20 protein-coding genes and 1 pseudogene are annotated in these 24,211 nt (G+C 43.1%); 18 read left to right on the forward strand and 3 right to left on the reverse strand.

From position 1 onward, the window contains the following. Positions 1-14 precede the first annotated feature (14 nt). Positions 15-4,979, forward strand: coding sequence for a DUF4132 domain-containing protein (locus GK047_RS01075; RefSeq protein ID WP_163940272.1), 4,965 nt, complete (start codon positions 15-17; stop codon positions 4,977-4,979). 282 nt (positions 4,980-5,261) lie between these two features. Here the strand turns inward: GK047_RS01075 and GK047_RS01080 are convergent, their stop codons facing one another. Further along, the gene (locus tag GK047_RS01080; protein WP_163940274.1) at positions 5,262-5,510 is read right to left on the reverse strand and encodes a hypothetical protein; all 249 of its coding nucleotides are present in this window, start codon (positions 5,508-5,510) and stop codon (positions 5,262-5,264) included. Positions 5,511-5,688: 178 nt separating this feature from the next. Here GK047_RS01080 and GK047_RS01085 point away from each other — a divergent pair, with 178 nt between their 5' ends. The 3 genes from GK047_RS01085 (at position 5,689) to GK047_RS01095 (ending at position 6,576) form a co-directional block, all read left to right on the forward strand. Beyond that, positions 5,689-5,844: a hypothetical protein gene (locus GK047_RS01085; RefSeq protein ID WP_163940276.1), complete on the forward strand. Its 156-nt coding sequence runs from the start codon at positions 5,689-5,691 to the stop codon at positions 5,842-5,844. A 47-nt stretch (positions 5,845-5,891) separates the two neighbouring features. Further along, positions 5,892-6,323 carry an N-acetyltransferase gene (locus GK047_RS01090; protein ID WP_163940278.1) on the forward strand — a complete coding sequence of 144 codons (432 nt, stop codon included), beginning with the start codon at positions 5,892-5,894 and terminating at the stop codon, positions 6,321-6,323. An 82-nt stretch (positions 6,324-6,405) separates the two neighbouring features. Continuing rightward, complete coding sequence (locus tag GK047_RS01095) at positions 6,406-6,576, forward strand: hypothetical protein (RefSeq protein WP_163940280.1); 171 nt, start codon at positions 6,406-6,408, stop codon at positions 6,574-6,576. A gap of 53 nt (positions 6,577-6,629) precedes the next feature. On the opposite strand, the gene loaP is transcribed toward GK047_RS01095, so the two are convergent. Continuing rightward, positions 6,630-7,187 carry an antiterminator LoaP gene (gene loaP / locus GK047_RS01100; protein WP_163940282.1) on the reverse strand — a complete coding sequence of 186 codons (558 nt, stop codon included), beginning with the start codon at positions 7,185-7,187 and terminating at the stop codon, positions 6,630-6,632. 421 nt (positions 7,188-7,608) lie between these two features. On the opposite strand from loaP, the gene GK047_RS29385 reads away from it, so the two are divergent. The 9 genes and pseudogenes from GK047_RS29385 to sigK (GK047_RS01145) all read left to right on the forward strand — a co-directional run bounded on the left by GK047_RS29385 (position 7,609) and on the right by sigK (GK047_RS01145) (position 14,221). Then, complete coding sequence (locus tag GK047_RS29385; protein WP_163940284.1) at positions 7,609-8,424, forward strand: 4'-phosphopantetheinyl transferase superfamily protein; 816 nt, start codon at positions 7,609-7,611, stop codon at positions 8,422-8,424. 73 nt (positions 8,425-8,497) lie between these two features. Continuing rightward, positions 8,498-8,629: pseudogene (locus GK047_RS30495) on the forward strand (cytochrome P450); the annotation flags it as partial. A 161-nt stretch (positions 8,630-8,790) separates the two neighbouring features. Further along, the gene (locus tag GK047_RS01115; protein WP_163940288.1) at positions 8,791-9,480 is read left to right on the forward strand and encodes an MBL fold metallo-hydrolase; all 690 of its coding nucleotides are present in this window, start codon (positions 8,791-8,793) and stop codon (positions 9,478-9,480) included. A gap of 33 nt (positions 9,481-9,513) precedes the next feature. Beyond that, a complete protein-coding gene (locus GK047_RS01120) occupies positions 9,514-10,491 on the forward strand; it encodes an acyltransferase domain-containing protein (protein WP_163940290.1) in 978 nt (325 codons plus the stop codon). A 214-nt stretch (positions 10,492-10,705) separates the two neighbouring features. Further along, the gene (locus tag GK047_RS01125; protein WP_163940292.1) at positions 10,706-10,981 is read left to right on the forward strand and encodes a hypothetical protein; all 276 of its coding nucleotides are present in this window, start codon (positions 10,706-10,708) and stop codon (positions 10,979-10,981) included. An 8-nt stretch (positions 10,982-10,989) separates the two neighbouring features. Further along, a complete protein-coding gene (locus GK047_RS01130) occupies positions 10,990-11,334 on the forward strand; it encodes a YkgJ family cysteine cluster protein (protein ID WP_163940294.1) in 345 nt (114 codons plus the stop codon). Positions 11,335-11,818: 484 nt separating this feature from the next. Next, positions 11,819-12,937 (forward strand): RNA polymerase sigma factor RpoD, encoded by a 1,119-nt coding sequence (gene rpoD / locus GK047_RS01135; RefSeq protein WP_163940296.1) that lies wholly within the window; start codon positions 11,819-11,821, stop codon positions 12,935-12,937. 34 nt (positions 12,938-12,971) lie between these two features. Beyond that, on the forward strand, positions 12,972-13,199 hold the full coding sequence (locus GK047_RS01140) for a hypothetical protein (RefSeq protein ID WP_163940298.1): 228 nt from the start codon (positions 12,972-12,974) through the stop codon (positions 13,197-13,199). Positions 13,200-13,519: 320 nt separating this feature from the next. After that, positions 13,520-14,221, forward strand: coding sequence for an RNA polymerase sporulation sigma factor SigK (sigK, locus tag GK047_RS01145; protein ID WP_163940301.1), 702 nt, complete (start codon positions 13,520-13,522; stop codon positions 14,219-14,221). A 466-nt stretch (positions 14,222-14,687) separates the two neighbouring features. On the opposite strand, the gene GK047_RS01150 is transcribed toward sigK (GK047_RS01145), so the two are convergent. Beyond that, complete coding sequence (locus tag GK047_RS01150; protein ID WP_163940303.1) at positions 14,688-19,982, reverse strand: cadherin-like beta sandwich domain-containing protein; 5,295 nt, start codon at positions 19,980-19,982, stop codon at positions 14,688-14,690. Between the two features lie 396 nt (positions 19,983-20,378). Here GK047_RS01150 and GK047_RS01155 point away from each other — a divergent pair, with 396 nt between their 5' ends. The 5 genes from GK047_RS01155 to GK047_RS01175 all read left to right on the forward strand — a co-directional run bounded on the left by GK047_RS01155 (position 20,379) and on the right by GK047_RS01175 (position 24,188). Then, positions 20,379-21,311, forward strand: a complete 933-nt coding sequence (locus GK047_RS01155; RefSeq protein WP_163940305.1) for a permease — start codon at positions 20,379-20,381, stop codon at positions 21,309-21,311. An 18-nt stretch (positions 21,312-21,329) separates the two neighbouring features. Further along, positions 21,330-21,896: a DUF1980 domain-containing protein gene (locus GK047_RS30065; protein ID WP_163940307.1), complete on the forward strand. Its 567-nt coding sequence runs from the start codon at positions 21,330-21,332 to the stop codon at positions 21,894-21,896. Further along, positions 21,842-22,228, forward strand: coding sequence for a TIGR03943 family putative permease subunit (locus GK047_RS30070; RefSeq protein WP_163940309.1), 387 nt, complete (start codon positions 21,842-21,844; stop codon positions 22,226-22,228). The genes GK047_RS30065 and GK047_RS30070 overlap by 55 nt, the downstream gene beginning before the upstream one ends. Then, positions 22,228-22,782, forward strand: coding sequence for an RNA polymerase sporulation sigma factor SigK (sigK, locus tag GK047_RS01170; protein ID WP_163940311.1), 555 nt, complete (start codon positions 22,228-22,230; stop codon positions 22,780-22,782). The genes GK047_RS30070 and sigK (GK047_RS01170) overlap by 1 nt, the downstream gene beginning before the upstream one ends. 1,010 nt (positions 22,783-23,792) lie before the next feature. After that, on the forward strand, positions 23,793-24,188 hold the full coding sequence (locus tag GK047_RS01175) for a hypothetical protein (RefSeq protein ID WP_205516195.1): 396 nt from the start codon (positions 23,793-23,795) through the stop codon (positions 24,186-24,188). The last annotated feature ends 23 nt before the right edge of the window (positions 24,189-24,211 follow it).

A 24,211-nucleotide genomic window follows, 5' to 3' on the forward strand; every position in this document is an offset into this window, starting at 1 on the left:
GGAGACAATGATTGATGGAGAAGCATGAACAAGAGAAGCACTACTATGCATTATTACAAGAAAAAGCAGAGGGGGTAGATCCTCATCTTTTACCATTAGCAAAGTTAGTGGTAGAGATGGCGCAAGTAGGGTATGTGCGTCCGGAAGAAGAATGTTTTTTGAAATGCCAAGAGATATTGCTTTCACTTGCTGCGGGGAATGACAATCTACTATTCGAACCATTGGTGAAAGTTGTGAGGCAGCTTACAAATGAGTACATAGGCGAAGTATTTGATTATATTACTGATCATGCGACTGAATACCCATATAGCACAGGATACGCGCGTAGGCCTTTCCGCACATCGGATTGTAATGCCCACTTGGGCAAGGTGATTATCAAGATGAACTCACTTATATTTATGGATTGTCAAGGGTTTGCTATTATAGATTATTTGACATTAGCAGACTATCCATTGAAGCATAATTATAAGTTGGCGCAGACGATCAGTGACGTTATTGCTTATGAGTTAGATCGTAACAATACAGAAGTACTTACGGCACTTAAGGAAATTGTATATGGAGATAACCAAACGGCGTTACTTACTCAAGGCATGATCAAAGGGATATTTATGAGTCATCATGAGGAATTGTACGTAATGATGAGCGAACTGTTAACTGCTGCGCGCCTGCAAGAAGGGCTTCGACAATCTATTGTGGAACGAATGGATGAGGGGACGTTGAAAGCGAACCTGTACATGCTCAAGGTTATCATTGACCAAGGAATGATTCGCTATAGTTCTGTCGTGAGAGCGCTTGGCGTATGGACAGGTATGGGATTAGAATCAACAAATCAGCGTGTAGCTGGACAACTGATCGAGGGGGCTTATCGTGCTCTAAATGATGTTGCGATTCGTGAGTCTTGGTTGTCTAGCGATAATGCGAATCAAGTTTATTTAAGCTTATGGGCTACAGCGGTATTTGAAGAATGTGATTTTTTTAGTAGGATTGAGTATTTGATGGAACATGGAAAGCTGTATCAGAAGATCATAGCTCAGTATGTACTCGCGAACAGTGAGAATAAAAATGTTCGTTACGGAATAGCTCGACAATACTTAGATGTTGCGGACCCTGAATTACAGCATTGGATTCTATCCAACTATAGTTATGATTACAATCGCATATGGAAAAAAGAGGAGGATGATGGGCCGAGTATTACGATTGAACGTAGTACTCTTCTAGAGAACAAGGAGGAGCGGCGACGTGAATTTGAACAGCTTGAGGCGATGTTTCTTGGCGGTATTCGCAAAGAGACATCTGCTCCTTCCAAAGTGCTAGATTTTGCACATGTTCATTACAACCCTGATCTCCCTATTCGCAAAATGCTTTACCTTACAGCGTATGACATGGATAGCGAGTGGATCGCAAAAATCATTGCCTTGAAGGATCGGTTAAGTGCGGATATGCGTGGAGAGCTGTTATTTCATTTCATGGAGGATATGGACCATAGCATACAGCGTGAGTTTATATTTACCTCTTTATCAGATAAGAGCATGAGTAATCGCGAGAAGGCACTCGATAAGGCGAAAAAATTAACGTTAGCGGACGAAGAGTTGAAAATGGTGGAAGATTTGTTGAAGCTGAAGACGGGCTCCTTACGCCAAAGTGCTATTGAGTTGCTGCTGCGTCAGCCCGAGGACAGTGTGAATGTCTCACTAACTAGGCTATTGCAAGGGAAGAGTGAATTGCAGAGACTGGCGGCGCTGGAGACGATTGTTGAGATTTTTGAGGATAATGAACGCGCTGAGCAGTATGAAGTCTTGAGCTCGTTGCCTAATTTAATCGAGAATCCGACGCATAAGGAACAGCAATTGATCGGGAGACTTCGTCAAAAAAATGAATATACAGCAGCGAATGGCTTCGGTTTATTCGACCCGAAGGTTATCGAACCTTGGCTTACAGAGATACCAGTAATAGGAGAATTCGACTGGAAGCATATTTTCACTATGTCGGTGGAAGATGTGATCCGTTTTCTCTCTGGGCTGGAGCAAGAAATTCATAATCATCGTGATTATGAATATGAGGCGGAGTACTACTCTGGTTACAAGGATACGCTGCTGTTGGGGACAGAATTAAGAAGGATTCGTCCATTCCAAGAGGAAGAGGACGATACAGCTGAGCTTACGAAATATCCGCTGTACGAGGTTTGGAGAGATTACTTAGAACGAAGTAATTTAGCGGCCTCTGAATTAATGGAGATCTACTTCTATTCCATATTGGCCCCCCTTGATCAGACACTGAACCAGTATTATCGGTATTTCTCGGATGTTGAGAAGGATTACGGCAAGCTTGAAAAACATACGCTGTTAGAGGGTTCGCGTAAGGAGTTTGCGGAGCAGGTGTATCCTGTTGCTCAAATTCAAGAGATTAAAGATGTGCTCAAAGGATTTAAGTATAGTAGACAGATCAGTAACCTGCTTTTTGCTTACTTCATGGATAGCGATAAAAGCTCAACATTTGACTTAACGATAAATGCCTTGAGTGCTGTGATGCAAGCGATGCCTAAAGAGAAAATATCCAAAGAGTGGGGGATATTGCAGCTCTTAGCGAATCCATGGTTCTCAATGTCCCGTAGTCGAATGCATGATGATGACAGCTTTAAGCGAATGTTCCATACTTTCTATACATTTAATATCATGAACCCGAATGGGAATGTTGATTCCACACTTGACCTTAAGGATTATTTACGTGCTTTTGAAGCGGGAATGATCGGTACAGGGGAAGTATATCGGGAATTAGTAGGCAGTCATGGCAGTCGCAATCATATACGCAATATTACGTCTAAACGATATGATTGGATAGATCACAAGTCTAAGTTAATGACGATTCGTCAGACCGCTGTTGAGCGAATTCTAGAGGTGGAGCTCGAACGTGGCGATCTGGCTACTGAGTTAACACCTCTGGCCATGGGGCTGGAGCGGATCGAGGGTATGGAGCATTTCATTCATATATTATCCGGGCTGCAGCAGGAAACCTTCATCCGTGGCTATATCTATGGATATGGGGATAGTATTACGAAGAAGGAATCTTTCAGTCATCTGCTTAAGATCAGTTATCCACGTAAAGGTGAAGACGATACACGCTTGAAACAAATGTTAGAAGGTCTTGATATTACGGAGAAAAGGTTGTTAGAGGCAGCCATGTATGCCCCTCAATGGTTAGATATTGTAGCGAAATATTTAAATTGGGATGGGCTGCGCAGTGCAGCTTGGTATTTCCATGCGCATATTAACGAAGGCTTCTCTGCCGAGAAAGAAACGGTAGTGGCGCATTATTCACCGATTCTAGCGCAAGACTTCAATGATGGAGCCTTTGATATAAAATGGTTTAAAGAGGCTTATAATACGTTGGGCGAGAAGCGATTCGACTTATTGTACGATTGCGCTAAATATATTTCGGCTGGAGCTAATCACCGAAGATCACAGCTGTTCGCAGATGCGACATTGGGTAAGCTTGATATCATCGAAATACAGAAGTCAGTAGAAGAGAAACGGAATAAGGATCACTTGCTCAGCTATAGCCTTATTCCACTAGTTAACAATCGTGAGCAAGATATTCGAGAGCGCTATGAATTTATCCAGCGTTTTCTGGCGCAGAGTAAGAAATTTGGCGCTCAGCGTCGGGCAAGTGAAGGTATGACTTCGCAAATTGCACTTGGCAACTTGGCGAGAAATGCCGGATATGGAGATGTAATTCGGCTGATGTGGGATATGGAAGCACGAAAGCTGGACGATATGCAATCTTATTTCCAGCCATATATGCTAGACGAGGAGACGGCAGTACAGCTTCTTATTGATGAAGAAGGACAATCAGAGATTGGCATTACTCGAAAAGGTAAAGAGTTGAAAGCCATCCCGGCTAAGTATAAGAAGGATGAATATGTTGACGCATTGAAAGAAATGAAGTCGGAACTAACAGAGCAGTATCGGAGGGCCCGCAAGGAGCTAGAACGCTCCATGGAATCAGGAAATACATTCACTTTGCAAGAATTGAAGGGGTTATCAGGGAATCCAGTGATTACACCTCTATTGCGGACGTTGGTGTTTAAGTCGGGAGAGATATTGGGATACTTCGATGCAGCTTCAGGAGGACTTATCGATCCAGCGGGTACATTAATGCTGATAGGGGATTCAGAAGAACTCCTTATTGCGCACCCCCTTCATTTATACGAAAGCGGAGATTGGAGTCAATATCAGAAGGACTTGTTCGATCGTCAACTTCGTCAACCTTTTAAACAGGTGTTCCGCGAGTTGTATGTTCCGAATGCAGATGAGCGGGCTCAGGGTACGATTTCCCGCAGATATGCTGGGCACCAAGTGCAGCCAAGAAAAACAGTTTCCTTGCTTAAAGGCAGGCAGTGGACAGTTAGTTATGAAGAGGGACTGCAGAAGGTATATTATGCTGAGAATTTGATTGCGAACCTCTATGCGATGGCGGATTGGTTCTCTCCTTCGGAGATTGAAGCACCTACGCTGGAAACAGTTCAATTCTTGGATCGGAACACGTATAAGAGCGTCACCTTGGATAAGGTTCCTCCCATTCTATTCTCAGAAGTGATGCGCGACATCGATTTAGTTGTGAGTGTCGCTCATGTTGGCGGCGTCGATCCAGAAGCCAGTCTGACAACGATTGAGATGCGGAGAGTGATTGTCAAAGAGTCACTGCGTCTCTTGAAGATTGATAATGTTCGCTTAGATGGTAATTATGCTCGAATTGAAGGTGCCCTTGGCGAGTATGGCGTACATTTGGGCAGTGGTATGGTTTACAGACAAGCTACAGGAGCTATGCATATCATTCCTGTACATTCACAGCATAGAGGTCGTATATTCTTACCCTTTATTGATGAAGATCCGAAGACAGCAGAAATTCTGTCGAAGATCGTGATGTTGGCCGAGGATAAGAAGATTAAAGATCCGCAGATTCTAATGCAATTGCAATCATAAAGAAGGGAGCAAGCTCTCACACCACTTGTATTACGGCATGAGTGAGAGAAATCTATTTGCTCATTTTAAGGGGATAGCCCGTGTTTAGGGGTTATCCTTTTTCATGATTAAGGGAGACATGCACGCTAACATCGTAGGGTATAAGGATCATTTCGAAGATAATGGTACGGCTTGCAATTTTTGCTTCACTGGGATTTTCTCCGCTTGAGTTCTATTTGGGGCCTATCTTATATAAAAAGCTCCCCATGGCATGAGGAGCCTTTTGCTAAAGTTTAATAACGATTACTTAACACCAAAATAAATTTTTGCAGCAGCAATGTCAGCTTCATACTGTGCATTTTGTTGGTCAAGTTCCCATTGGTCATGAGCGTTGCTTCCATCAGTCCAATATTGTTGTGTCAATGCAGTTAAATATGAACCATAGCTGTTGTAATCATGTAGATTAACAAGAGGATGGGCATAAGCAGCAGAGGCACTCAAAGTCGAAAGAACGATGACAGCAGATAGTACAACAGATTTAAAAGATTTCACTAGGAATACCTCCAAATGGTATAATTTGTATTACACAGGTATCATATAACATGGGAATTGGTGCTTCAAGTGATTTACTGAAAAATAACAATTTTTGGGGTTTCTAAAATATGGGAGTTAACGGTTGTCTAATTTCATGCAAACTAACTTTTATCAAATCAATATAGGGGTGGACGTCGTGTTTGAAAAAATACTTAACAAAAAAATCTTATCGGCAAGAATATCAGAGTTTAAAGAAGAACTAGTTTTAGAGTTAGAAGATGGAGTGGAGATCAATGTTCAGATTGTAATGCCAGTAAAAGGGCAGTTTGAGCTTGAAGTGGATATAGAATGAAAGTTCACAGATCAAAATAATAAATTGGAGTTAGGTGGAATAGGCAAATGATTATAAGAACATATGTAGAAAATGATCTGGACAGAATGATGGAGATTTGGCTTGAGGGTTCAAAACAGGCTCATAATTTCATTGATGAAGATTATTGGGAATCAAATCAGATAGCAATGAAAGACGTATATCTTCCTATGTCTCAGTCATATGTCATTGAAGTGGATGGTGTTATAAAGGGTTTTATTTCTATGGTTGATAACTACTTGGCAGCTTTGTTTGTAGATACCAATGAGCAAGGAAAAGGGTATGGAAAGATACTTCTGGATCACGTTAAAGATCAAAAAGAGACTGTGGATTTAAAAGTATATCAAGAAAACAAAAATGCGATTAGATTTTATCAGAAAAATAGCTTTAGTATTTCAACAGAGTCGATTGATGAGAATACGTCTGCCAAAGAGTATGCTATGACTTGGAGAAAAGAGTAGATCAATGAAAAGGTCTGTTGTTTGATTGTAATCAATTGGACGCAGTACCATAAGAAATCCATTTAAAGGGTTGATGAAGAATATGAGCAAACTATATGCAATCGATTTAGCAAAGAAATTATATAGAGAAAATAATAAATCTTATTATGTGATTCAAGAACCAGAAACAGATGAATTTAATGTTGTGGATAAGGATGAGTTGGTAAAAAAGAATTTGAATCGATATGTTATTTTTAGTATAGAAACGGATTAAAACTTTAAATTGATTGGAAATACTAGCGTTACTTTCGGAATTCAGAATAAATGTTACTCCGATGAGTTTGAAACGGTATGCTTACGATTGTCCAATACTTCAACGCCCACATCGAACGTAGTCTCTTTGCCCATAAAATGAAGCAATATTTTTGCTCTATTCTTATGTTTATCGATCTTATGAATGATGTTCTCTTTACCCTGCAGGGGACCGGAAATGACAGAAAATCTGGAATTTTCCACATATACATTCGAATAATTGATCGTATCTCTCTCATCCAGAAGCTGCAAAATTGGAACGATCTCATTTTCACAAATTTTCGAAAAATAGATACCTCGATCTCTTGAATAATAGGGGCCATTATTTACCAGCCATAAGCTTTTGGGAATTTTTTCGAGCCGATAAAAAATATCGGTGTTCATGTTCGTTTTTATGAGTACATAACCTGGGAAAAAAATTTTGAGCACATGATTGACGGTGCCAAACTTTTTCTCAGGAATTTTTCTTTTGGGCACTATGGATAATAAAGTTTGATGATCAAAATAGAGCTGCAAAAATTTCTGAACAACTTCTTCTTTCCCTGTTTCTACGAAAAGTGCATACCACTCCAAGAAGATCAGTCCTTTCTATAGTAAAATTGGTTGCTTGAAAATAATAGAAAAATACGTAAAGAGGATATATTTGGACAATTATATAATGTTTGATTTAAAAAAATTGTATAAGCATGTCGACTGGAAAAAGATGGGGCAAACAGCCTGTTTGTTCATTCGCGTTATCATGTTTTTATTATTAATAGTTTGACACGCATCAAATGATTGAATATACTAGATTTAAAATAATATACAATTTTTGTAACTTCTTGGGCATCTAATTATATTCTATAGTAATCATATAAGTAGTCTAATCGATGTTTCGGCACGTTGGAGGAGCTTAGATGATCAGAGAACCAATCGAATGGATATAGGGAGTAGTTTGCCTATAAATAATAGCGTATATCCTAAGATATCAGAAAATTCAGACTTGTATAAGGAGGTGAATTATATTTCTGCCAGACTCCTTTCAACAAATCCAAACACGATGATGCAAGAGCTGTTATTCGAAGGAGTAACTCGAGAATATAAGGCTCATTTTTGCATTTCTTATTTTCCTGAGGACTATCGGTACGCTGATATGAAGCCGATTCTGCATCCGAAAGAACTTGAATATTACACGACGCTCCGATTCGAACGGCGGGCACAGAGCTACCTTGCTGGCCGATATGTTGCTAAGAAAGCAGCCTCGCTCCTTTTTAAAGAGGATAATATGGCCTCTATTTGTATTGACCAAGGAATTTTTTATCAACCGATTGTTATATACCCGGCCAGTTCCAATACGCAAGTAAGCATTACACATGGCGGTGGTCTTGCGGCAGCACTTGCATTTTCAGAACGATTTCCGTTGGCAATCGATATAGAAAAGATATTGATTAAAAAAGAGTTTTTTATGAGTCAATTTACGGATCCAGAAATTACGCTCATTCAAAGCTTGTCGTTTGCTAATGATACGGCCTTTACCGTATTGTGGACGGTGAAAGAAGCTTTGTCTAAGACATTGAAAACAGGTTTGATGGCCCCGCTTTCCATTTATGAAGTAAATCACATGGAAGTAAAGGATGGCGTTCTATACAGTTCCTTTGCAAATTTTATGCAGTACTCGGCGGCTTCGCTTATTTTCGATACCTATGTATGCTCGATTGTCTATCCGAAGAGGATGCCACTTGTGGTCGGCACTCTCAATGAGACGTTGGTACGTTTCATGGCGATTTCCAAAATCCCCCCCAACAAAATTGGAGGGGGTTTTTTTCAGTGAATGTCAAGGTACCGAAGCGATTATCTGTATGCCAAGGGGATACTCAAATTTACTATATCAGGAGGAATTTAGGATGAGTACACGTGTTGAACCGATTTATTTGAAGGAAATTTCCAAGCTTGGATCGCCTAAGGAAGGCTGGGGGCCGTATCAATGGTACAAGGATATGAGAGACAATCAACCCGTTTATTACGATGCTGAGCAAGCTTTTAGCTCGGAAAATTTAGTGAGTTGGGAAGCCCGAATTCAACGCATCGTCAACGAAATGCTGGATGAGCTTGCGGACCGCTTCGAAGCCCGCTTGAAAGTAAAGACGGCATTAACGACATTTATTCAACGCTTTTCACATGCACAGCTAATTGTAGCATGAAGAGTACCTATGAGATCATTCGACTGAAGGCTGGTTCGCCGCTGATGCCCAACTACATGTACGTGATTTTGGACAGAGCTACTCATGAAGCTGCGATTATTGATCCCGGGTGGGATCTGGAGCTGATTACGACATGTTTTAGGGAATTAGGGGCGCAACCCTCTATTATCCTGCTGACACATTCCCATTTTGACCATGTAAATATGGTAGAGCCTTTAGTTGAAAGATTCGGATCACTGGTGTATATGTCTGCTATAGAAAGCGAGTATTACCAAATTAGACCAACTAATTTAATCCAATTTCACGATTTGGATGCCATTTATTTGGGCCAAACTCGCATTCAATGTATGATAACCCCAGGTCATACCGCAGGGGGGAGCTGCTTCCTTCTGTCTGACAGTTTATTTACTGGAGATACGGTTTTTATTGAAGGCTGCGGCGTGTGCAATATGGAGGGAGGATCTCCTGAGCAGATGTATGAGAGTATTCAAAGAATTAAACGGGTCGTAGCTCCCCATGTTCGTATTTATCCAGGACATTCGTATGGAAAGCCGTTAGGCAGTACGTTGGGTGATTTGGAAAAGTGCAATATTTACTTTGGTTTGGATGTCAAAAAGCATTTTGTCGATTTCAGAATGCGTAAAAATCAGAAGCCTTATTTTCCAATAGACTTTAGAGAATTGTAATTCGGCAGATCAGAATGAAAGAAGAGGTGACACATGGGCAATCCTGTCGTTTTTATGTTTTCCGGACAAGGTTCTCAATATTGGAATATGGGAAAAGAACTCTATAATCAAGATCCTGTCTTTCGTAAATGGATGCTGGAACTCGATGATCTCGTGCAGCCGATGATAGGGAAATCTGTGCTGGCTCATCTGTACAACCCTCAAAAAGGGAGGAATGAGATCTTCGATCAACTGACATACTCACACCCGGCTGTATTCATGGTTGAATATGCGTTGGCTCAATCGTTGAAAGCCAGTGGCATTACTCCCGACCTTGTCATAGGGAGTAGTTTGGGGGAGTTTACTTCGGCTACGGTAGCTGGTGTTCTCGATGTGGAATCGTCGCTCGAATCGATTACAGAGCAAGCGCGGATTATTCAGACTTATTGTGAGCGAGGGAGCATGTTGGCGATTCTTCACAATGTGAGCCTATACGAGGAAACAGAAACGCTGAACAAGTTCTCAGAGTTGGCTTCGGTTAATTTTGACTCCCATTTTGTCGTTTCGGGAGGAAGTGAGCCTATCAAGGAGATTCAGTCCATGCTTAAGGCGAAGGGGATACTGTGTCAGGCGCTGCCAGTATCTTATGCATTTCACTCCACCTGGATAGATCCTGCAGAAGATGTGTACAAAAACATACTGCAAACGCAATCATTTCGGACTCCTCAGATCACAATGGTGTCTTCAGTCAATGGTCAGGTTGAAAGCCACATACAGAGGGAGTACTTCTGGGAGGTTGTGAGAAAACCGATTCAATTCACAATGGGCATTCAGCAAGTTGAGAAGCTAGACTGCCCTGTTTATGTGGATTTAAGCCCGTCGAGTACTTTGGCTAACTTTGCGAAAAGGAATATAGATCGTTCAGAGCTCAAATGTTTACCCATTTTGACGCCCTTTCATCAAGACTTAAAAAATATGGAAATGGTGAAGGGGATGCTGCGCAATTGGCAGAAGTGCCCAGAGAATCTCTAATGCTGATGAAAGAGCACATGACCGAACCAATCAAGAAACGGATTACAGCTGTGTTAGAGAAAGAATGGGAGATGCAGCAAAAAAACCTTCGTTAACAAGCCGGAGGTGCTGCGAAAGATCTTGACTGTTTTCGAGCAGTCTCCCGCGGGGAAGAATGCGCCTGAACTCATTTCCCTGAACCGCAGTACGCGGGGGAATCCTGTGTTTTGGCTGCATGGAGAGCGGAGCTTGTCTCGCCGAGGGCAACCTCAAAAAAAGCGATGGCACGATGGTCAAAGGCCCTGCCTTGCATTATGATACAGTAAAAGAAATGCTTAAATATGCGGCTGTTTCCGCGATGCTGGTAGCGACCTTGTCGTGTTGCTGGATCTATAGCCGATCAGGGTCTTTCTCGATTACGGGAATACTGCTTCTTGTTGAGCTGAGACTTTTCAATCGGGAGAGCCATGAGCACCAGCTCTCCAAAATACCGATAACAGATATGAAATGAGGGTTGGTATGGAGGATTTACCATGTAAAGGGTGCAAGGGCTTGTGCTGCGGACCTGTTCCTGTTACGGAGCAAGAGCTTAAACTGATCAAAAAGAAAGTGAAATCCATGCCCAAAAAGAGCAGGATGGAGCTTGAGAATCAAACGAGATATTATGGGACCTGCATGTTTTATGATTTAGAAAAAGATAGATGCGGTATTCATTCGGCCAGACCCGGGGTTTGCCGCGCCTTCGGCTATTATAAATCGCTTGTTTGTTTTCGTAATCCGGAAATGGCAACCCAAGATAATTGGACTCCTCAGGATAAACCGGTTGGTATGCTATCGATAGACATTACGTGGAAAACTTTTTAAACAGCAGGGGTGTGTTTCCAGATCATTGGAAATGCACCCTTGTTTGTTGTAAACATTTGGCGCAGGCATTCATGATTGCCCAATTTACAAAAAACTAAAAAAACCTTATTCGAAGGAGCATCGAATAAGATTTAAAAGACTATTTTATAAGGATCAAAGATCTTTACATATATAAAATGAAATAAAATCCTGAAAATGGAATAAGAAGTTGAAAAAGGTATTATATTAGTTTATAATATAAAAAAGGCATTCTTACATATCGTAACACAATAACGACATGATGTCAAGAAGTGAAATTAGCATTTTACAGGAAAGAGGTTAAAGAAAGTAAATTTAAACGAAATTGTTTCGATCTGCGTTTAGAAAATCAAACGAACGCAGCAATCCAGATGTCGGCTGTTGAGAAATAGGAACGATTGGAAAGGATCATACAAGCTTGAAGAACAAGAGTAAGTTCTGTTTTCCAGGAAGGAGGAGTTAAAGGATGACGAACGAACAGCATGCAGGATTAGAGACTGAACTTACGCTTGAACAGACGAAAGAACTTTTATTTGAACTAGGGAAAAAAAGCTCTTCGCTGGCCTATAAAGAAATTATGGAGAAACTTGCCCCTTTCGATCAGGATTCAGAGCAAATCGATGAATTTTTCGAGCAGTTGGCTGAAAGCGGGATTGATGTCGGCAACGAATCAGATGACGATCCTGTTCATGGACCAGGCGATCATGATCAGGATGACTTGAATTTTGAGGATAACCTGACCTTGCCGCCTGGCATTAACATTAATGATCCTATACGCATGTATTTGAAGGAAATCGGACGTGTCCCTTTGCTTTCAGCAGAGGAGGAAATCGTGTTAGCCAAAAGGATCGAGCGGGGTGACGAAGCAGCGAAGCGCAGATTGGCTGAAGCGAATCTGCGCCTTGTGGTCAGTATTGCCAGACGATATAACGGCCGTGGCCTGCTTTTCCTAGATTTAATTCAGGAAGGTAATATGGGTCTGATCAAAGCGGTAGAAAAGTTTGATTATACTAAGGGGTACAAATTCAGTACGTATGCAACTTGGTGGATTCGTCAGGCGATTACGCGAGCCATTGCCGATCAGGCTAGAACGATCCGGGTTCCGGTGCACATGGTGGAGACAATCAATAAGCTTATCCGAGTTTCCAGACAGCTGCTGCAAGAAATCGGGCGTGAGCCTACGCCGGAAGAGATCGCTAAGGTGATGGAGCTCAGTACCGACAAGGTGAGAGAGATTATGAAAATCTCTCAGGAGCCTGTTTCATTGGAGACACCAATCGGTGAAGAGAACGACTCGAATCTAGGTGATTTTATCGAGGATCAGGAAGCGCTGGCCCCAGCGGATGCCGCTGCGTATGAACTGTTGAAGGAGCAGCTAGAGGATGTGCTGGATACACTCACTGAACGTGAAGAGAATGTTCTGCGCCTTCGATTTGGACTTGATGATGGTCGTACACGTACCCTTGAGGAAGTGGGCAAAGTGTTTGGAGTTACCCGTGAGCGCATTCGCCAGATCGAAGCGAAAGCGCTGCGTAAGCTGAGACATCCGAGTCGCAGCAAGCGATTGAAAGATTTTTTGGAATAACAATGGATGAATAACGAATGAAGGCGGTGGGTATATGGAATCTGGATTTATTATCCGGTGTTTGAAATGCGGCGAGGAACAAAAAATAGTGCCCGGGAGACGTTCCAACTATCGCAATGAACCCATTGTTTTTGGGACGGACAATTACGGCGCGGATCAAATGTCTTGTGAATGCGGGAATGCTCTTGAAGAGCTGAGCAAGCATGAAGGCGAGGGATTTGAAGGAGAATTTATTGTAGAATGGCGCGACATTTCTAAGTAAGGGATGTTGACGTTGACATCCTCTGCCCGAAATAAAATCCTTGATGGACATATGAATAACAATGAATTCGTTACATAACGGCTAGAAGCTAAAATCTCCGTGCGGCTGCTGATTTGCTGAGGAAATCCGATATTGTAGAGGATGTTATCAACGCGATGACGAAGCGATAGAAAAGATGAGACCCGATGGAAGCAGGAAATAAGGGCATCGCAATGAAGTAAACTTTTGTGTACATGCACGTCTAGGCATTCACCCACATACAATATTACTATTCACCATGTGACCAGTAGTTGGCGACATCATTGAGGGGGTAGTTGATAATGCCTGGTTTTTTTTCTGCAATAGCCATATTTGTAAAACAGTTGATGATGCTCGTTTCATATGTGAAAAACAATGCTTTTCCTCAGCCTCTTACTGAGGAGGAAGAAGAAAAACATCTTCGTTTAATGGCTGAAGGGAATGATCACTCTCGGAATATGCTGATCGAGCATAACTTAAGATTGGTCGCCCACATCGTCAAAAAATTCGATAATACGGGTGAAGATCTGGAGGATTTGATCTCCATCGGGACGATTGGATTGATCAAAGCGATCGAATCGTTCTCGCCGAACAAAGGCACGAAGCTCGCGACCTTCGCAGCTCGATGTATCGAGAACGAAATCTTGATGCATCTGCGATCGCTGAAGAAAACGCGGAAAGACGTGTCCTTGCATGATCCCATTGGAACGGACAAAGAGGGGAATGAGATTACGCTGATCGACATCCTGGGCAGCGAAGCGGATGACGTGGTGGATGTGGTACAGTTAAAGATAGAGAAGTCGAAGATCTATAAGAATTTGGAAATATTGGATGAGCGGGAGAAGGAAGTCGTCGTAGGGCGGTTTGGGTTGGAGCTTGGCGGGGAAGAGCGCACGCAGCGGGAGATTGCGAAGGAGCTGGGGATTTCGCGGAGTTACGTTTCGAGGATAGAAAAAAGGGCGCTCATGAAGCTGTATCATGAGTTTTATAAGGCGAAGAGATAAACACTGTAATAGCTTGCCTTGTTGGCAGACCTCTATGCCTTTTAGACGGAAATTCATCTTATGTCAGTATTGCTTTATTTGATAAGGACGGAGGGGTTACGTGTGTTAAACTAATTCTTCGATATTTTTTGCGGCTTGGCTTGATGCGGGAAACCTCCAATCCCCTTGCTCCCACGGCTTAGATATATTTAACGTTTACAATTGGGACCTGCTCTACGGTGGTCGTCCAATCTTCTAGGGCTACCCTGTACACGAGCTTGGTCGCATGCACATGACGCTAGATCGCATTTCTCAATCTTAACAATACGCATACGTATAGGTCTATTCGATGTTCAGAAGATCGCCAGCCAGCCTCTTATACAGCTGGTTGGCGATCAACTTTAAGAACTTATTAATTGCGGGGATCCCCGCAAAGTACCTGAATCCGCTTTGAAGCCAAGGCACCACTTTGAGGTGGTGTTTCTTTTTATTTCAATAAGTTGTAAACCGCTTGAGCCGCTTCTGCTCGTGTCGTGTGTTCAGCCGGTACGAACAGCCCTTCTTGGCGTCCCGTCAACAGCTTCGCTTTGATTGCACTATTAACATAAGGCAAGGCCCAATCGCTGATCATTGAAGCATCAGAGATTTCCGTTGAAGCTTTTTCTAATTTTACACCCGTTCGATATTCATAAGCGCGGACGAGCATAATGGCCATCTCTTCTCTGGTAATGGTTCGATTCGGATCGAACATTTGCCGGGAATCACCTGTGATAATGCCTGCTTTATAAGCTGCGAATACTTCTTTGGCATACCATGCGTTTCCAGCCACGTCACCGAATGGAGCCGTCTCGGAAGACTTGAGATTAAGTGTCCGTACGAGAAGCGATGCAAACTCAGCACGGGAAACATCTTGGGTTGGTGCAAAGCTTGAGTTCGTCACTCCGTTCACGATATTCCGGGCGGACAGCTCTTGAATCGTCGAGTATGCCCAATGCATGCGTGTTACATCACTATAATTTTTTTCCAATGAAAGGACTGCGTAATGGCCGAGTCGGTCAATCCCGACTTCGATTGCGGTATTGCCGATTGTAAGCGTTCCACCTAAGTACGTAAGATTTCCGTCATCCAGAATCTTATAGATACCGGCCAGCTTCGGATTCATTCCGACTGGGATCGGGAATGTAATTGTTACAGGCTTTTTCAACTCATTCATTTCATACTGCTTCCCGGCTGCATCGGTCACGAAGATCGCGAGGTCGAATACCTTTCCGCCGAGCGTATAAAGACCGTTATCCTTGCTGCTCGCTTCTTTTAATGTCCGGTTCGCTTGTTCTGCTGAGATCGGTTCAATTTTCACCGTAATCGCAGCGGTATTGTCAACAGATGGCAGCAAGCTGGCTACGGATTTCAATAAATCAGCAGGAGCGCTCAGTTTTACATCGTGTGTCTGGACATTTAATGGACGCCCATTAAGCTGATTTACCTGCGCGATTGGAATGATAATGCGATTCTGTCCTTCCGTCAGTGCGACGGATATGGATGCAGAGTTTTTTTGCAGGTCTTCGTCCTTGATTACAGCCGAGTTACCCGGCCGCTCCGGCTTCATTGGCGGTACTACTGCCGTTGGAGATGAAGGTGACGAGTTTGATGATTCCGACGAATTTGGCAATCGACTAACTAGTATCACATATTCTTTAGTAGTTCCGTTCTGTGCAGTGACAAGGACAGAGATACGATTCAAGCCGACGAGCAGGCTACTGCCACCAGTAACAACTACTTGGGATGTGGCATGCTCGGCGGAATAAGTCACCGTCGCTACCGTTGTGCCAAAGGATACATCAATCGTATAACTCAGCTTGTCCGGTGCGAATCTGTTCAATGCGATATTATTGACACGCAAATCAAGCAGGTTAGCGTTGGACGATAGCGCTTGAGGTTGTCTGCTTATCGCGATGCTATAAATACGCTTAGTTCCGTCTTGAGCTGTTATCGTAACCGTAACCGTATTTACTCCGACAATTAATTTATCGCCACCGGCAATCACAACTGTTGCAGCTGGATTTGCTGTTGAGTAAGTTATGTTTGTCACCGTAGTCTCATACGGTACCGACAATGAATAATTGAGCTTGTCTGAAGCGAATCCATCCAACGTCTTTCCGTTTACGCGCAGATCGAGCAAGGAACTGTCGGACGATAGCGCCTGAGACTGTCTGGTAATCACGATGCTATAAATGCTCTTAGTCCTGTCTTGAGCTGTTACCGTAACCATAACCGTATTTTTACCGACAGTTAATTTATCTCCGCCAGTAACCACCACAGTTGAAGTAGGACTTGCTGTTGAATAAGTTATGCTTGTCACCGTGGTCTCATACGGTACCGATAATGAATAGTCAAACTTATCCGATGCGAAACCGCTTAACGTCACCCCGTTAACGCGCAAATCACTCAAAGAAGCAGGCGATATGTCGGCACGGTTCAGATTGATGACATACGATCTGACGTTTCCGTTCGGTGCTGTTATGGTCACTGTCACAACGTTATTGCCAACCTGAAGGTTGGAGCCGCCATTGACAACTACCGTTGCCTGAGGTTCTGAAGTCGTATAAGTAACTTTCGCATTCGTCACGTTATTCGGAACGTTCAGCGAATACTCTAATGTATTCGGAGCGAAGCCGTCTACCAAGACACCGTTAATTTTCAGATCCGTCAGGTTCGCGTTCCCGCTTGTAACTTTATCACCGGTAAAGTCGATCTCGCTCATGCTTGTAAATGTTTTGGATGGATCCGTATTGTAGGTTCCGGTAACTATGAATTTTACGTAGCGGCCCTGCAGAGCCTTATCCAAAGAGACAAAGTCTGTATATACGTTGCCTGTCCAAGTTTTCCTAAACATGCCGGAGGCTTTGTTGGCCGCATTGCTCAAGAATGCAGGATCGTTTAAGTCGGCCGGGTTATCGGACGCGTACAATTCGAATGTTTTCGGAAATTCGACCGCACTTTGGTTAGCTCGGCTCTTTCTCTGAATACCATTCAGTTTATACGTGCTCTCCATATCAATAATGACCCAGTGCGGGAATGGTGCAGCAGGCGCTTCCCATTTGGAATGCCAGATGGTTGTTTCTTGACCGTCCAAGATGTTGCTGGGTACAGCGTTCTCATTGTCCGCATAAGAGCTAAAAGAATGGATAGAGAAAGCCGTTTTTGGAATGAATGTATAGATAATGCCATTCTGGGCAGTTTGCAAAGCCCACATCAAATCGAGATAGGCTTGATCGATCGCAGTAGCGCTATTGCCAGAAGTAATAGTCTTGGCATTAGCAAGTCGAGCCTCCAGTTCATTTTGTGCCTGTACGGGAAGCGATAATCCTGTAGTTCCTTTGACATACGCAGTGAATTGTTCCGCTTCCTGAATTTTAGCTGTCAATTGATTAAGGTTGTACAAAGTTGTCGACTGGTACGAATCGGATAACGCTTTGGCTTCCGTGGCGGATAGGGCGCGCTTCCATATCTTTAAATCGTCCAGCGTAACGGTTGCTCCGCCGTTTCCTTTATTACCGTCTGCACCGATGATGACGTGATAAGGAGTATCCATACTGGACGTACCCAGTGCGGTGATATCCTTGGTCGCCTTCATGACACCGTCGACGTAAGTGGAGGCCGTCTTGTTCGTCCTGTCTACTGATATGGTGAAGTGGTGCCATTCTGTCCCTACACTTTGAGCCGAATAATCGATACGATTGGTGCCGTCTGCCATGTTAAGCGTCATATTGTTTGCAGTCGCAGGCCCAATATACCATCCGGCATTCTTACCGGAATTCCAGTCTTTGTTAGAGATTACCGATTGATCGCCTGCCAAATTGCCGGCGTGCCAGAACGATACGGTGAAATCGCCATTACCGAACTTCAAGTCGGATCTGTCTCCAAGATCGATATAATTGGCATTGCCAGCCGTAATGCTGGCCGCTTGTCCGGATTTGCCTGCCAAATAAGTGACATTACCAGCAGAGGTGGCCAGACCTGTTGCACCGGCAGCAGCATCATTCAAATTGCCGTCAAATTTCATGTCGGACACAAGCTGGTTCCACATTGTACTAGGATCGATCGGCGTCAATTCCGGTGCCGTGCCCTCCGTTCGTAAGTAAGTCTGCAAAGGTGCGCTTTTGTTGCCGTAAGCATCCACTGCCGATATGGTAAGGACGTAGGACGTAGCCGGGCTCAGACCCGTTATCGGGATATTCATTTTGTTCGGAATCGGAGAGAAGTAAAAGTCCGATAAAACATTGTACGACTTTGCGACTTCTGCCGTACGCTGGTTATACACTTTGATTTCATAATGATGCATGGATTGATCGTCTATGGCTTGCTTGAATGAGAGCATCGGCACGTTATTCGAACCCGGCAATACTTTAAGGTCGGGGTTCGCCGGGAATTGCGGTGCCGTTTTGTTGCGGTTGCTTGAGGTATACGTGAAATTACTTTTTATTTCATCCTTCGTATTGCCTATTAATTTCACTACCCATTTTTTTCCCGCTAATGCACCGGCACTGTTATAAGGTGTTGGGGAATTATTGCCTTGCCATACGCCCCCCAGATAGATAGAGCCTGGATCTCCGTTATACTCCATGCGTTCAATCTCTACACGGTCCTTGTATACCTCAATGAGTTGGGATTGGTTGACAGGAAATTCGAATCGCCCATCCATCAATCCTTCTTCCGTGACAGCGGAATAGCCATGATCTGCCTCTATGTATGACATGGATCCAAGATTGATAGCGGTAAAATCTTTCTGATAGATCGAACGATCATCATTAATATCCAAATGCGAATGGCCGGATAAAACAATGACTTGAGGATAATCCTTCAAATCCGTAGACAGGATCTGATTGCTTCCTTGCTGGCCGTCCATGGCGGTGCCGGACACAGGATGATGCAAAGTAATGAAGATAGGCTTATTCAGATTCGCCGGATCGGCTGTTATTGCTGCGAGCCGACCCTTCAGCCAGTTTCTTTGTCCTGTGTCACCGTTATAATTGTTCCCGTTTAAAAAGAAAAACGAATAGCCGCCGATTGTTTTCTCGTAATAGCCATTCGGCTGATCAGTAAACCATTCCGCCGGGTAATAGTTTTTCACTTCGGCTACGCTTGCGTCATGGTTGCCAATCGCAATCTGAACGGGCATGTCCGACCAATTTTTGCGTGCCAATTGTTTTTGCAGAACATCGCGTGCAAACAGATGATCAGGCCCTTTGCCATTACCGTTGTCATTGATGATGTCGCCTGCGATAACTATGGCATCCGGATTGGGAAAGATGGAAGAAAGAACATCGAAATTGCTGGCATACCTTGCGTGTGTCTTGGCATTCTCAGCATCCGTGCCGGGACCTACATGGATATCCGACATCGCAGCGAATTTCAGCAGCGGTTTTTCGGTCGTTTTGATGATGTAGCCGTATGTAGCGGGTTTACTCCAGACGCCGTCTTTCAAGGCGATTACTGAGATATTCGTCGACCCCGTAAGGACAATCGGCGTTCCGTTAAACTTAAGGCTTGTTTCGTCAGGCATGGTCCCGTCCAACGTGTAATAGATGTCGGCACCTGATGTGGTGGAGTTAAGCGCAACAGTAACAGATTGCTCATAGCGTCCTGCGGGTACGGAAACGACCGGCGTGTCGACTGTAGCTGCTGCGATCGCTACCGGTATAGAGCCTGCCCCTACTGAAAAAACAACAGAAGTTGCTATGGTGCAAGCCAGGAATGCGGATACAAATTTTTTGGTTCTCAACAAGCGAAGTCCTCCCTTTCACAAGCTTGAATGATTGATTGATGTAAATAGCTTCATGTGTGCTTGTACCGATGATTTAGATAGGCATTCCTCCTTTACCTATAAAACAATATAAAAACATATTAATTAGTTGTTTTTATAATTGTTTAATTGCATTTTATTTGTATTTTGTTTTTGTGAGATTAAATAAAGGTAATGTTTTTGTAAAGGAAAAGAGGGCTGGGCTTTTGAAAATCAATAAAAACGGCTTGATGGTCTTCGTATTTTCTTAATAATGCGTTGATGTTGATATAACAATCAGAAGTTAAACTAAATAAAGGGAAAAACACGATAAACAAATTATTCAAATTTAAATTAGTTGTTTTTATTATGATTTATTCTTGATGAGGTGGCCCGATGAGTTTTCTAAGTGATTTTCGCACAATGGTGGTTGGCATTTTACTCGAATCGTTTCCCTTTATTTTACTTGGTGTCGTGATTTCTGCTTTGCTCCAAACGCTGGTTAGTGATCAACTGCTACAGCGATGGATACCGAAAAAAACGATTCCCGGCATCCTTTTCGGATGTTTGCTGGGTATAATTTTTCCGCTATGTGAATGCGGGATCATCCCTGTTGTGCATCGGTTGATTCGCAAAGGCATGCCGCCTTATATCGGCATTGTGTTTATGATGGCAGGGCCGGTCATCAATCCGGTCGTATTTACTTCTACGTTTGTGGCCTTTCGGGCCCAACCAGAGATGGCTATCTCCCGTATGGTGCTGGCATTTGCCGCATCGGCCTTCATTGGGTTATGGGCTTCTCGGGGAGTACATGCTTCTGCGCTCCCTAATACAGTGAGCAACGCTAATGAACAGGCCGCTACAGGCAAAAAAAACATCAAGCACCATCCCAACAAAGCGCCAAACGCAGCATGGAAAACTAAATTGCATGAAACGTTGGAGCATGCTGCCATTGAAATGTTTGATGTAGGCAAATATTTAGTTTTGGGCGCTGCCGTTACAGCTTTGCTGCAAACAGCTGTAAGCAAGAAGTGGCTTCTTACGTTAAGTGATGGGGACTGGACCCCGCATTTGTTTATGATGGGGCTTTCCTATGTCCTTTCCATTTGCTCCACAGCAGATTCTTTTGTCGGAGCTACGTTCATTCCCGATTTTAGTTTAGGTTCAGTGCTTGCTTTTCTCGTATTTGGCGCCATGCTGGATATCAAAAGCACTTTGATGCTGCTAAAAGTCTTTCGCTTCAAAACCGTCGCTACGGTTCTGATCATTTCAGCAGTCGTTGTTCTGTTGGGGTCTGTCGCCTTCGATCAACTGTATATGCACTTATAAAATGGAGGCGGGGTAATCATGAAAATAAGTTCCGCGTTTGCACATCGAACGATTCGAGCTGCGGTCTTGATCGCATTTGTTTTTTTTATTGTCTGGATTAGCCAGTCGGATGCGTTGAGCTATTATGTGGCTCCAAGAATGGAGCTTTGGGTAAAAGGTCTTGCCGTTGGTTTGTATGTACTGGCCATGCACCAGCTTTATTTGGCGGTTCGAGATGTCTTGTCCAAAAAGAAGACTGCTGCGATCACTTGTGCTTGTTCATCACATAGTCACGATCAATGGAAACCAAGCGTTATTATCATGTATGGGGCTTTGATCGTTCCGCTTGTTCTTGCCTTTTTATTTCCCGATGCGGTATTAGGAAGTCAGATGGCGGCCAAAAAAGGGTTGAATTTAACCCCTTCAGGTATATTGCTTAATAGCAATTCCGGTGATGCAGCTCCAAACTTAATTCCCAATAATAATTGGATTCGGGACCGTCTTTTCCATTCAATGAATACACAAGGCCCTATGCCAAACAGGCTGCGGATATGTACAATCAGCCTCTCATTACGATTAACGATGATATTTATATTGAATCGCTGACGTCGATGGACTTGTATCAAGAGCAATTTATCGGTAAAAAGGTGCAGATTAGCGGATATGTTTACCGTCTCGACAGTATGAATAAAAACCAATTTGCCGTGGGAAGATTCGCGATGCGGTGCTGTGTCGCAGACTCCATACCGCTTGCTATCCTTGTAGAAACCGATACCCCCGAACAATGGAAAAACGATATGTATGTGGTCGCTCTCGGCACCATTGAAAAACGTAATTTTGATGGCAAAAGCGTATTGGCTATCGATGCCAAATCGATAGACACCCAAAAAATGCCTACAAATCCTTACGTTTATGGAAATCCGTATTTTGGAAATTGATGAAACAAAGAAGAGTTCCACTGGTTACATCGTTTTGTGTTCACATCGTCAAAAAATTCGACAACACAGGCGAAGATCTGGAGGATTTGATCTCCATCAGGACGATCGGATTGATCAAAGCGATCGAATCGTTCTCGCCGAACAAAGGCACGAAGCTTGCGACCTTCGCAGCTCGATGTATCGAGAACGAAATTTTGATGCATCTGCGATCGCTGAAGAAAACGCGGAAAGACGTGTCCTTGCATGATCCCATTGGAACGGACAAAGAGGGGAATGAGATTACGCTGATCGACATCCTGGGCAGCGAAGCGGATGACGTGGTGGATGTGGTACAGTTAAAGATAGAGAAGTCGAAGATCTATAAGAATTTGGAAATACTGGATGAGCGGGAAAATGAAGTTGTGGTTGGACGGTTTGGATTGGAATTAGGCGGGGAAGAGCGGACGCAGCGGGAGATTGCGAAGGAGCTGGGCATTTCGCGGAGTTACGTTTCGAGGATAGAAAAAAGGGTGCTCATGAAGCTGTATCATGAGTTTTATAAGGCGAAGCGGTGATTTTTCTTAAAGTTGAAAAGCAAAAAGGGGCAGTGGATTTTCAAATTATCTCTGCCCCTGTTTGATCATTTGCAACGTTTCAAGCTGGGGTTTGTATGCAGCCATGGTAAGTTTGTACTTCGGAATTTCTTTTTGGATGAATGGCGAATGTAAGTTTTTTGAAAAAGCGCACATATCATGCAAATGGATCGATCTACCAGGCGAGATATCCTAGTGTTCCAGCATATAACATTTCTGACTGTATAGAGGGATTTAATTTACGGTAATTACCAGTGTGATCGGTCTGCTAGAATCTTAGCAGTGAATTCGCAGAAATATTGGAGACCGAATGCTATAAGCAATATCTCGGAAGAGTTTCTCACCTGTAAGAAGTGCGCTAAATATCATTAAGAACGAGTATTAAAAAACCGAATTTATTAGTAGTGTTAATACATGTGGAATGGGGACTGACGTTATTTATATAAAGACAGTTATCTTTGCTAAAAGTCCATTATTTTTATTAATGTTATTGTTGACTGCTGCCAGAGGAAGATACGACTAAGGGAACTTGGCGAGTTGGTTGACGGGGCGAGTAATGCTGATCCCGTCTTTGACTCCTTGAATATATAGCCATTCTTTTTCAAAAGTGTGTTTCCCATTCGGTGAATAAATTGTTGGTAGTTTCGTTGGAGCTACATTTAATATGATCCGATAACAGTGAAATTTGCTTGCTAAACGGTGAATGTGGATTTTGTTGCCCGACGATGAATGATAACTCATCAAAACGATGTTTAAGCGCATGAATGAACCAATCTGGCCAATCTTCCATAGTGCTGTCCCCTTCCTGTTGTTCGAGTGTGTGTATGTTAACTCTGATGGGAAGGGATGGCAAGTTGTTTGTTAGTCTGTAAGATACTATAAATTTATTGTTGGAATTGTTGGAATTGTTGGGATTTCATATATATACTGGAATGAGTGAAGGCAGTAATAATCGGTTAAAAGAATGATTTTATCTGGTGGGGTGAGCTTCTTTGATTCAATCGCTATCAATAGATAGTTGGAATGGTAATATCGACATAGGCGAAACTTATGATAATCCTTCTTGGGAGTTAATACTAGCATCAATTGCAAGGCTGAACGGAAAAAGACACACCTTGGTATCGTTGAATATGAAAGACGATTCATACATGCTAATTGGTGGTGGTGAAAGCGGTAAGTACATTGTAACAACGTCTTTTAATAACGTTTCTTTTTATAACTTAGTGTTCGGGTCAATGGGATGTGAACCTATACAATTGGTGGTTGGTGGACAACTTGGGGATTATCCTCAAAAGATGTGCGTTGATTTTGATACCATGTCTTTAGCTGTGAAGACGTATGCATTAGAAGGGAAAATTGATAATTCATTGGTATGGGAACTTGATTAAAACATGGATTTCATTAACAAGTA

This window comes from Paenibacillus sp. SYP-B3998 (assembly GCF_010820665.1).
Taxonomy (GTDB): Bacteria; Bacillota; Bacilli; order Paenibacillales; family NBRC-103111; genus Paenibacillus_E.

Bases quoted from the DNA above. Each gene is read 5' to 3' on its own strand.
- GK047_RS01075 (WP_163940272.1), top strand. From the start codon at position 15: ATGGAGAAGCATGAACAAGAGAAGCACTACTATGCATTATTACAAGAA.
- GK047_RS01090 (WP_163940278.1), top strand. From the start codon at position 5,892: ATGATTATAAGAACATATGTAGAAAATGATCTGGACAGAATGATGGAG.
- GK047_RS01095 (WP_163940280.1), top strand. From the start codon at position 6,406: ATGAGCAAACTATATGCAATCGATTTAGCAAAGAAATTATATAGAGAA.
- GK047_RS01115 (WP_163940288.1), top strand. From the start codon at position 8,791: ATGAAGAGTACCTATGAGATCATTCGACTGAAGGCTGGTTCGCCGCTG.
- GK047_RS01120 (WP_163940290.1), top strand. From the start codon at position 9,514: ATGGGCAATCCTGTCGTTTTTATGTTTTCCGGACAAGGTTCTCAATAT.
- GK047_RS01125 (WP_163940292.1), top strand. From the start codon at position 10,706: ATGGAGAGCGGAGCTTGTCTCGCCGAGGGCAACCTCAAAAAAAGCGAT.
- GK047_RS01130 (WP_163940294.1), top strand. From the start codon at position 10,990: ATGGAGGATTTACCATGTAAAGGGTGCAAGGGCTTGTGCTGCGGACCT.
- rpoD (WP_163940296.1), top strand. From the start codon at position 11,819: ATGACGAACGAACAGCATGCAGGATTAGAGACTGAACTTACGCTTGAA.
- GK047_RS01140 (WP_163940298.1), top strand. From the start codon at position 12,972: ATGGAATCTGGATTTATTATCCGGTGTTTGAAATGCGGCGAGGAACAA.
- sigK (WP_163940301.1), top strand. From the start codon at position 13,520: ATGCCTGGTTTTTTTTCTGCAATAGCCATATTTGTAAAACAGTTGATG.
- GK047_RS01155 (WP_163940305.1), top strand. From the start codon at position 20,379: ATGAGTTTTCTAAGTGATTTTCGCACAATGGTGGTTGGCATTTTACTC.
- GK047_RS30065 (WP_163940307.1), top strand. From the start codon at position 21,330: ATGAAAATAAGTTCCGCGTTTGCACATCGAACGATTCGAGCTGCGGTC.
- GK047_RS30070 (WP_163940309.1), top strand. From the start codon at position 21,842: ATGTACAATCAGCCTCTCATTACGATTAACGATGATATTTATATTGAA.
- sigK (WP_163940311.1), top strand. From the start codon at position 22,228: ATGAAACAAAGAAGAGTTCCACTGGTTACATCGTTTTGTGTTCACATC.